Consider the following 9694-nt stretch of genomic DNA (forward strand, 5'->3'; position numbering starts at 1 on the left):
GGCGGCTAGGCCGGGCCCGCGACGAGGTCGGCGAGGTCGTCGAACCGCACCACCAGCACCGCGCCGATCGCGCCGACGACCACCGCGAGCGCCAGGGCGGCCGTGGTGACCTCGGCGTTCACGAAGAACGAGCCGAGCCCGAGCACGGCGATGCCCAGCAACGCGGCGTTGCGCACGACGTGGCGGTGCGTGAGCTTGGTGCTGGTCCGGCCGAAGCACCGGCACACCGCGCCGGACCGTTGTGCCACCGCGCGCCACACCGCCGCGGTCAGCACACCGAACAGGCCCGTCGCCAGCACCAGACCAGCGACGGCGGACCACGTACCGACGATCGCGGACGCGAGCAGCAGCACGGCGATCACGAACTCCGCCACCACGGTCGCCACGGCGAACAGGCGCGTCCAGCGCGCCGGGATGCCGAAGGCCGGCACCGACGCGACGAACTCCGCGTAGTCGGTGCGGCTGCGCACCTTGCTGACGGCGGACACCACCAGAACGAGTCCACAAAGGACTGTAGACGCCACGCTCAACACCACCACGTCACCTCTGACCGATCGGGCGGACCACGATGCCGATGAGCGCGTCCGCGCGGAGGTAGCCCAGCCGCCGGGAGTCGTTGCTGCGCTGAGGGTTGTCACCGAGCACGAGCAGGCTGTCGACCGGCACGCGCGGGCCGGGCACCGGAATCTGCGGCGGCACGGGATCACCGGGCACCGCCACCGCGCGTTTCACCAGGCGACCGCCCGTCGGGTCGCTCGGCGCGGCGCCGTCGATCTGCACCACGACGACCTGGCCGGCACGGACGCGGCGGAGTTTCGCCTTCCGCACCAGCAGCCGGTCGCCGGAGTGGTAGGTCGGTTCCATGCTGACGCCGTGCACCGTCACCACCAGCAAACGGCTGCGCAGCACGAGCAACCAGGCCACCAGGGCCAACGCGAGCACGACCACTACCCAGATCACCCGGTCACCACCTCGTCATAACCTGAAGCCTGCAGGCGGAAGAGCCTCGCGTACTCCCCGCCGCCGGCCATCAACTCTTCGTGCGTTCCCCGCTCGGAGACCTGGCCGCCGGCGAGCACGGCGATCACGTCCGCGTCCCGGACCGTCCCGAGGCGGTGCGAGATCAGCACGCTCGTCGCCCCCTCGCGGTGCCGCCGAAGACTGCTGTGCACCTCGTGCTCCGCCTGGGCGTCCAGCCCGGAGCTCGGCTCGTCCAGGATCATCAGGTCCCTGCGGTCGCGCAGGAACGCCCGCGCCAGGGCGAGCCGTTGCCACTGGCCGCCGGACAGCAGCACCCCGGTCTCCGGGTCCTCGCGGTCCGCCTCGTCGAAGTACAGGCGCGACAGCAACGTGTCGTAGCCGCGCGGCAACGCGGTCACCACGTCGTGCGCTCCCGCCCGGTGCGCCGCCGCGACGACCCGTTCCCGATCGTCCATTGAGGACACATCGCCCAGGCCGATGTTCTCGGCCGCACTGAGGTCGTACCGCATGTAGTCCTGGAACACCGCGCCGATGTGGGCGCGCAGGTCCTCGACAGGGAGCGAACGCAGATCGGCGCCGTCCCACAGGATCGCGCCGCGGCACGGGTCGTAGAACCGGCACAGCAGCTTGACGATCGTCGACTTCCCGGCGCCGTTCAGCCCGACCAGGGCGAGCGAGGTGCCGTGCGGGATCGTCAGGTTCACGCCGCGCAGCACCCACGGCTGGTCGTCGGCGTAGCGGAACCAGACGTCGCGCAGCTCGATGCCGGACCGCAACGCCGGAACCTCCGCGGGAGCGACGGCGACCGGCAGGTCCGGCTGTTGCTCCTCGATCTCCCGGTAGTGGTGGAACAACAGCACCGAGTGGTGCGCGGAGGCGAGGCTGTGCACGAGGCTCTGCGACGCGCTCTGCACCCCGGCGACCGCGGCCACGAACATCGCCACGTCACCGATCGACAGCGATCCCTCGGCCGCGAGCCACACCGACCAGACGAGGCCGGCCGCCGACACCAGCGCGGTCAGCCCGGCGAGCAGGCCCTGCACCCGCGCGTCACGCCGGTCCTGGCCCTCCACCACGGCGTGCGCCGCGGTGAGCTCGACGAGCATCCGGCGCCGGAAGAGGTCGCCGAGCCCGAGCAGGCGCAGTTCCTTCGCCGCGTCCAGGCTCGACAGCAGCTCGGCGTAGAAGGCCTCCCGCCGCTCGGCCGGGGTGATCGACCACATGACCTCGGCCCTGGCCCTGCTGAGGCGGAGGTGCGCGAACAGCGCGGGGACGGCCGCGAGCAGCACGATCACCGCCATGCCGGCGTTGAGCACCAGCAACGTGGCGAGGAACCCGCCCGTGGTGATGGTCGCCTGCACCGCGCCCAGTCCGTTGTCGACGAGCCTGCCGGGACCGTTGCGGCCGGTCTGCTGCGCGAGCTGGAGCTTGTCGCGGAACCGCGGGTCCTCCATGCGCGCCAGCCCGGTGAGCCGGTCCATCGCCCGGTACAGGCGGTCCATGGTCAGCACCGCGACGGAGCGGTCGAGGCGTTCCCGCAGGTACTGCGACGCCACCGGGAGCAGGCCGCTGACCAGGCCCGTTGCCGCCAGTGCGACCGCCCACGGCACCAGCGCCGCCCAGGCCGTGCCCGCGGCCAGGCCGTCCAGCAGGATCTTGGTGCACCACGCCGCCGCGAGCGGCGCAACGCCGCCGAGCAGGTTGAGCACCACGTACGCAGGGGTGCCCGCGGGTGCCGCCGTCCTGGTCAGCCCGAACGCGCTGACGAGGAGCGACAGCACCCTGCGGGCGCCGAGATCGGTGGTCACCGGGTCGCGCGAGCAGGAAGCGCGGACATCTCCCAGCCGCTCCCGACGACGGTCGAGTCGTCGTCGACCACGCACATCGCCGGGTAACCCTCCGTGCCGAACGCGGTGTGCAGTGGACCGCCCATCTCCTCGACGACGACCTCGGCCACCTCACCGAGCCGCACGACCAGGTCGGCGATCTCGTCGGCGTCTCCCGCGGCGACGGCGATCACCTTGCCGTGGTGGCCGGTCGCGTACTCGATGAACTCGGGCAGGCGTTCCTTGCAGGCCTCGCAGTTCGGGGAGAAGAAGCCGACCAGCGCACCGTTGACGTCCACATCGGACAGTTCGATGCGGGTGCCCGCGGGGAACATGATGGGCGGCTGGGCCGCCGACTGCCTCTCGCGAAGGTTGCGCAGCGTCTCGTTCTGCTCACGCAACCGCCGGATGATGCCGAAGCTCAGCAACAGGTCCAGCACGCACAGGATTCCGACGACCACGACCGCGGCGGTCAGCACTGACATGGGAAGGCTCCGAAGCTAGTGGGGAACGGGAGAGCCGTGAGCGGCGGGACACGCCGCTCACGGCGTCTGGTCACGGGCCGCAGGTCCGGAAGACCCGGCACTCGCCGCAGGTGGTCACGCAGCCCATGTTGGTGGAGCAGTACCGCCGGAAGTCACTGCGCTCACGGCAGTAGCAGTGCTTGTAGAACGGGTCCGGCGGGCAGCCCGCGCCCACGTCGGCCTTGGCCACGAACATGCCGAGCAGCTTGTCGCTCAGCGTCTCCAACGTCTTGCGCATGTGTCGCGCTCCCTCACTTCCTCGGCGCCGGGTGGCGTCGGTGGCGCAAACGTAGGAAAAGCGGGTACACAGCCACGCCCAGCGCGGATACACGGGCGCGTGTAGGCCGTGTCGGCGGTGTGTCAGCGGCCACAGCCAAGATCGCCGGTGTGTCAGTCGAGTTCAGGGTCCTGGGGAGGATCGAGGTGCGAGCCTGCGGCACGAGCGTGGCGCTCGGCTCGCTCAAGCAACGCCTCCTGCTCGCCGCACTGCTGCTCAACCCCGGCCGGACCGTGCCGATCCGCAGGCTGGTCCGCGTGCTGTGGGGAGACGAGCCACCCATGTCCGCGGTCGCGAACCTGCGCACCTACGCCAACCGCCTGCGCCAGGTGCTGCCGGACGGCGCACGACGCCTCGCCGGCAGGCAGGCCGGGTACGAACTCGTGCTCCAGCCAGGAGAGCTGGACCTGCACCTGTTCACCGAACGCGCCGACGCGGGCAGGACGGCGCTGGCCTGCGGTGATCACGCCACAGCCGTGCGGCACCTCGGCGAGGCGCTCTCGGCGTGCCGGGGCGCTGTGCTCGAGGACCTGGCCGACTGCGACGCCCTCGCCGCGTCGATCGCCCAGGTCGAGGAGCTGCGGCTCACGGTCGTCGAGGACCACCTCGACGCGCGGTTGGGGCTGGGCGAGCACCGCGAGGTGATCACACCGCTGCGCGAGTTCGCCGCCGAACACCCGTTGCGGGAACGCCCGCGAGCCCACCTGATGACCGCGCTGTACCGGTCGGGCGACCTGGCGGGAGCGCTGTCCGTCTACGCCGACTACCGCAGGGTGATCGCGGACCGGCTCGGCCTCGAACCCTCGCCGGATCTGGTGAAGCTCCACCAGTCCGTGCTCGACCGCGATCCGGGGCTGACGGCGGTCGTCACCGCGCGCACTTCCCTGCACGCGCCCAGGGAGCTCCCGGCGCGCTGCCGGTCGTTCACCGGCCGCGACGCCGAGGTGGCGCGGTTGCAGGCGATGCTGGCCCGCAACGAACCCGCGGTCGCCGTGGTGCACGGGCCGTGCGGTGCCGGCAAGAGCGCGCTGGCGCTGGAGGTCGCGCACCGGGCCGCTCCGGTGTTCCCCGACGGCCAGCTCTACATCGACCTCCGTCACGAAACCCGTGTCGCACACCGGTTGCTGCGGCACCTGGGCGCTGCCGACGTGCCGCACGCGGTGGACGAGACGGCCACGCTGCTGCGGTCCAGGCTCGCCGACCGGGCGGTGCTCGTGGTGCTCGACGGCGCGACCGATCCGGCACCGTTGCGCGACCTGCTGCCCGCGACCGGCCCGTGCGCGGTGCTGATCACCAGCCGGTCGCCGTTGCTGCTGGACGGCGCTCAGCACGTCCGGGTCGGACCTCTGTCCGATGTGGACGGGCTGGAGCTGCTGACGCGGCTCGCACCGGGCGCCGCGTCCGAACCCGCCGCCGCGACCAGGATCGCGCGGTACTGCCACGGAATTCCGCTGGCGCTGCACATCGCGGGAGCGATCCTCGCCCACCGCCCCGGACGCTCCGCGTCGTGGCTCGCGGACCGCCTGGCGTCCGACCGGCGCAGGTTGTCCGAGCTGAGCTTCGGCGGCGAGTCGGTCCGCGCCGCCTGCGCCACCGCGTTCGGTGCCGTCACCGACCCGCTGGCCGCGACCGCGTTCCGGTTCCTCGGACGCAGCGACACGTGCGACGCCGCCACCGCCGCCCTCGCGCTGGGCACGGGCCTGCTGGAGACCGAGGCCGCGCTGGACCAGCTCGTCGACCTGGGCCTCGCCGAGTGGGGCGACGGCGACACCTACCGCCTGCCCGGCCTGATGCGGCTCTTCGCCGCCGAACTGGGTCCGCCGCGGTGCCGCACTACCGCGTCAAGCCTTCGGCAGCATCCCTGACAGCACTCGACACGTCCTGGTGTGCGACCTCGACTCCGCCCACGAACACCCGCTCGACGTTGCCGGGGTGGGCCGCCGTGACGACCGCGGCGATCGGGTCGCGGGCGCCGAGCAGGTTGAGGTCGGAGGCACGCAGCACCACCAGGTCCGCGTGCTTGCCCGGGGTGAGCGACCCGACGCGGTCGGCCAGGCCGAGGGCAGCGGCGCCCTCGACGGTCGCCATCCGCAGCACATCGGCGGGTGTGACGTGCACACCCTCGCTCAGGTGCGCGGACAGCAGGGTGGCGCGCATCAGCGAGAACATGTCCCCCGCCACGCCCGTCACCGAGTCGACGCCGAGACCGGTCGGCACGCCGAACGCACGGGTGCGGCGGACCATAGGCGTGCCGTGGCCCATGCTCGCCTCCACCGCCGGTGCGATCGACACGCTCGCGCCGGCGTCGGCGATCAGCTTCAGCTCGTCGTCGGGAAGACCGTTGCCGTGCACGAACGTCGTGTTCTCGTGGAGCAGGCCGCGGTCGTGCAGCAACGAGATCGGGTTCCCGTGACCGGCGACGTGCGTGACCACGCGCAGGCCGAGCGATTCGGCCAGCCGCCAGTCGTGCTCGACGGCCGTGACGTCCGAAAAGGACGGTCCGAGCGGTGCCAGTGCGATGTCGACCAGCCCGCCGCCCAGTTCGGCGCCACGCTCGACATCGCCGGGGTCGCAGGCAGGGCCGAACACCGGCTGGCCGTAACCGAACACTGCGCGGACGCCTGACTCTCTGAGGGCCTGCACTGCGGCCTCGGCGTGCGCGAACGTCGGTGCGAACGAGAAGTCCTGCACCGTCGTGACGCCGGACGCGAGGCACTCCAGCGCACCCGCCAGCGTCCCGACCGCCAGTTGCTCCGGCGTGAGCACCGCCTGGACCGGGCGCAGCATCTTCTCCAGGTACTCGCCCAGCGACATGTCGGCGCAGAACGACCGCACCAGCACCTGCCACAGGTGCCGATGGGTGTCGACGAACCCCGGCAGCACGATCCGGTCGGTGCAGTCGATCACGGTCTCGGCTTCCAGTTTCTCGCCTGTTGCGGCGATGCGGCCGTTGTGCACGAGCACGTCGGTGCCGGGTTTCGCCACGACCGGGTCCGTGTCGATCACGACGGCGTTGCGCAGCACGAAGTCCATCAGATTCCCCTCAGTCGAAAGCTTTCCTAAAAGCTATCACGATGTGCAATAGGCTCTGACCTGTGACGGATCGCGTGGAAGAACTGCTGGGCAGGTGGCGGGCGGAGCTCCCAGAGGCCCTCGTCGCGAGCTCGGAGCTCAGCAAGCGCGTGATGGTCATCTCGGGCCTGCTGGGCGAGGTCACCCGCGCCACCGTGACGCGGTTCGACCTGACCGGCGCCGACTTCGACGTGCTGGCCACGTTGCGCCGCAGCGGAAAGCCCTACCGCCTCAAGGCCAACGAGCTGAGCCGATCACTGCTCCTGTCGACCGGCGGCACGAGCAACGTGGTGAACCGCCTGGTGAGCCGCGGCCTGGTCGAGCGCGAACCGGACCAGTCCGACGGCCGCAGCACCTTCGTGCGCCTCACACCGGACGGCCGGACGCTGGCAGAGGAGGTCGTGATCGCGAACAGCAAGGCCCACGACGAGGCTTTGTCCGCGATCCCCGCGGACGTGCTCGACCGCGCCACGACCGCGCTCCGCGAGCTGTTTTCGCACCTTCCAGGCTGATCAGGCCACAGATGGCCGGTCGCTGGCCTGTCCTGCCTGCTCGGCGGACCCCATGATCGAGCCATGATCCGTTTCCTGGCCGCGGTGATCGCCACCACCGCGTTGTCCGCCCCCGCCCCCGCACCTCCCGTGTTCACCGACGGGTTCGGCCTCGTCGTGACGAGCCAGCCTCGTTGGGTGGACGACAACCACCGCACGTTCGTCTTCAACGTCTCCACCGACCAGGTGCCGACCCCGACCCTGCTGCCGGGCCAGGAACCGGGCAGGCACGCAATCGTCGTGACGCTGCCCGCGGGATACGACCCCGCGACCCGCTACCCGGTGCAGTACTACCTGCACGGCCACCCCGACCGCCCGGACGCGGCGTGGAACCAGAGGGTCGTGGAGAACGCGACCCGCGACGTCCCGCTGATCACCGTGCAGCCCAACGGAAGCGGCCGCGGCTGGTACTCGAACTGGGTCAACCCCGGCGCCTTGGGCCCGCAGAACTGGGAGACCTTCCACCTGGAGCAGGTGATCCCGTTCGTCGATGCCAACCTCAGCACGATCGCATCGCGGTCCGGCCGGGCAATCGTCGGACACTCGATGGGAGGCTTCGGCGCGTTCCACTACGCCGAGCACCGCCCCGATCTGTTCCGCTACGCCGGCAGCTTCTCCGGGGCCCTCGACCTGCAGAACTCCGAGGTCCGCGCCGCCGTGGTGGCCAGCTCGGTGAACCCAGGCTCCGGCTCCCCTGTTGCCGGCGCGGACGCGATCTTCGGACCGCCGGTGTGGCCGTTCGACGGGGTTTGGAACGCTCAGAGCCCTGCCCAGCACGCGGCGTCGTTGCGGGGGATGGGGGTGGCGCTGTACTCCGGCAACGGGGGCGACTTGGCCGTTAACCCGATCCAGGCGGTGCTGGAGAACCGGGCTCGGGAGACTGCGCTGGTGACCGCTGCGCACCTTCGTGCTGCTGGGATTCCTTTTCACTTCTCCGACTACGGCGATGGGAGTGGGTGGGCTGTGGGGTGTAGTGGGAAGCATGCTGAGGAGGCTTGCGTGCAGGCCGACATGAACCATTTCGTTGGGCTGTTCATGCGGTGATGTTGGGGTGCGGGTCGGCTTGGGGTGGTTCGGCGCGGGTTCCAGCGGGGTGGTCGCCTTTTGTTGGCCTGGTCGCCTTGTGTTGGTGGTTGCGTGGGTCGTATGACGAGCCGGGTCATTTCATCGCCGCTTCGCGACGATTGCGATTGGGGCTTGACTTCGGGGCCCTTGCGAGGCGCACATCGGCCTTAAAAAGCCGGGCATAAGGAGCCCGGCCGATCCAACCAGCATAGCACCTCGCACCCAAAGTCAAGCCCCAATCGCAAGCGTGCGTGGTTGCGTTTGTTGTTCGGCTCACTTTATTACCGGTTTCCTGCGTTCGCATTGCCCTGTCCGGCTCGGCTTCGCCATCGCGGTTGTTGAGGGTGCTCGGCTTCGCCATTGCCTGCGTTGTAGTCGGAGGTTCGGCTCGGCTTCGCCATTGCGGATTTTCGACGCGCGACGAATGGGCCACGCGGCGAGGAGAAAGTCGTAGCCCATTCGTCATCTGATCCGTTTTCTCGCCGTGGCTAGGCAGCATCGCCGGGCCTGGCTGGCGGCGGTCAGGCGATGTTGATCGGGTTGCGTCTCGGCTTTTGCTGTGGGTCGAGCCCAATGCCGCTAAGTTAAGCGACCCTGCCGAATATGTGCAGCTCGGGCGGCATATTGTGGCGAGTTCCCGTGTGGGTGGCCCGCTTGATCACCTTGTCTCCTGACCGGACTCGTTTAACCACGCGGGGATAGGAGCGGTGCCGGCGTCCACGACTGCGACGGTGCCGAATCTCCTCAATCGTCTCGGCTGTCGCTTTCTTCAACCGGTGAGGGGGAAAAACCCGCCTGGTTGGTGACCTGGCGGCGCACGGCGTTGAGACTGCGGACGAACGACAACTCGTCGACGTCCAGGCCGTCATCGGCATCCATGTCCTCGGCGGCCTCGAGCATCAGGTCACGGACCGCGTAGTGGGTCAGCAGCAGCGCCCAGATCTCCTGCCGCACCAGCTCCGGTGTCTTCGACCGCAGCAGCCGATGGTGCGGCATCTGATGGGTCTCGACCTCGTCCAGCGTGAGCTCGAACTCCCAGCGCTGCCGATACAACGCCGCCAGCTCCGCCGCCGGGGCGAGCTCGTGGTCCATGATCGAGGTGATCAGCCTGATCGTCTCGGCTTTGCCACCCCGGTTGGTGACCATGTACTCGACCACTCGCACGGCAATCCGCGCCTCGTCGGGGACACTGCGCCGCCTGCCTCGCTTGAGGTCGGACTTCATGTTCTTGGGCAGCAGCTCGGCTCGATAGGACCCATCCGGCAGCCATTCCAGCACCGGCACATCGACGTTATCGGATATACGCCAGACCAGCTCAGCCTCGGTCTGCCGCGCCTGGCACCACAACTCGTAGCTGAAGAACCCGCGGTCGGCCAGCACCACCATGTCCGGCTCAAT

At 70.0% G+C, this 9694-nt stretch carries 10 protein-coding genes; 3 read left to right on the top strand and 7 right to left on the bottom strand.

The annotated features are described in order from the left end of the window. Positions 1-5: 5 nt before the first annotated feature. The 5 genes from AOM45_RS46840 to AOM45_RS52080 form a co-directional block, all read right to left on the bottom strand. On the bottom strand, positions 6-524 hold the full coding sequence (locus tag AOM45_RS46840; protein ID WP_156094432.1) for a MauE/DoxX family redox-associated membrane protein: 519 nt from the start codon (positions 522-524) through the stop codon (positions 6-8). 16 nt (positions 525-540) lie between these two features. After that, positions 541-960, bottom strand: a complete 420-nt coding sequence (locus AOM45_RS46845; RefSeq protein WP_081902773.1) for a S26 family signal peptidase — start codon at positions 958-960, stop codon at positions 541-543. Continuing rightward, positions 957-2789, bottom strand: coding sequence for an ABC transporter ATP-binding protein (locus tag AOM45_RS46850; protein WP_030473442.1), 1833 nt, complete (start codon positions 2787-2789; stop codon positions 957-959). The genes AOM45_RS46845 and AOM45_RS46850 overlap by 4 nt, the downstream gene beginning before the upstream one ends. Then, positions 2786-3292, bottom strand: coding sequence for a thioredoxin domain-containing protein (locus AOM45_RS46855; RefSeq protein WP_059363055.1), 507 nt, complete (start codon positions 3290-3292; stop codon positions 2786-2788). Before AOM45_RS46855 ends, AOM45_RS46850 begins: the two co-directional genes overlap by 4 nt. Before the next feature lie 70 nt (positions 3293-3362). After that, entirely contained in the window at positions 3363-3569 is a 207-nt protein-coding gene (locus AOM45_RS52080; RefSeq protein WP_030473444.1) for a hypothetical protein, read from the bottom strand. 149 nt (positions 3570-3718) lie between these two features. Here AOM45_RS52080 and AOM45_RS46865 point away from each other — a divergent pair, with 149 nt between their 5' ends. Then, positions 3719-5473, top strand: coding sequence for an AfsR/SARP family transcriptional regulator (locus AOM45_RS46865; protein WP_162185771.1), 1755 nt, complete (start codon positions 3719-3721; stop codon positions 5471-5473). Here the strand turns inward: AOM45_RS46865 and AOM45_RS46870 are convergent. Then, the gene (locus AOM45_RS46870) at positions 5442-6641 is read right to left on the bottom strand and encodes an amidohydrolase family protein (RefSeq protein WP_030473446.1); all 1200 of its coding nucleotides are present in this window, start codon (positions 6639-6641) and stop codon (positions 5442-5444) included. The two genes, AOM45_RS46865 and AOM45_RS46870, sit on opposite strands and share 32 nt — an antisense overlap. A 62-nt stretch (positions 6642-6703) precedes the next feature. On the opposite strand from AOM45_RS46870, the gene AOM45_RS46875 reads away from it, so the two are divergent. Both AOM45_RS46875 and AOM45_RS46880 read left to right on the top strand, forming a co-directional pair. Then, positions 6704-7192: a MarR family winged helix-turn-helix transcriptional regulator gene (locus AOM45_RS46875; RefSeq protein ID WP_035913792.1), complete on the top strand. Its 489-nt coding sequence runs from the start codon at positions 6704-6706 to the stop codon at positions 7190-7192. A 63-nt stretch (positions 7193-7255) separates the two neighbouring features. Next, positions 7256-8275 carry an alpha/beta hydrolase gene (locus AOM45_RS46880; protein ID WP_030473448.1) on the top strand — a complete coding sequence of 340 codons (1020 nt, stop codon included), beginning with the start codon at positions 7256-7258 and terminating at the stop codon, positions 8273-8275. Between the two features lie 765 nt (positions 8276-9040). On the opposite strand, the gene AOM45_RS46885 is transcribed toward AOM45_RS46880, so the two are convergent. Then, a complete protein-coding gene (locus AOM45_RS46885) occupies positions 9041-9682 on the bottom strand; it encodes a transposase (protein WP_059363057.1) in 642 nt (213 codons plus the stop codon). Positions 9683-9694 lie beyond the last annotated feature (12 nt).

This window comes from Lentzea aerocolonigenes (assembly GCF_000974445.1).
Taxonomy (GTDB): Bacteria; Actinomycetota; Actinomycetes; order Mycobacteriales; family Pseudonocardiaceae; genus Lentzea; species Lentzea aerocolonigenes.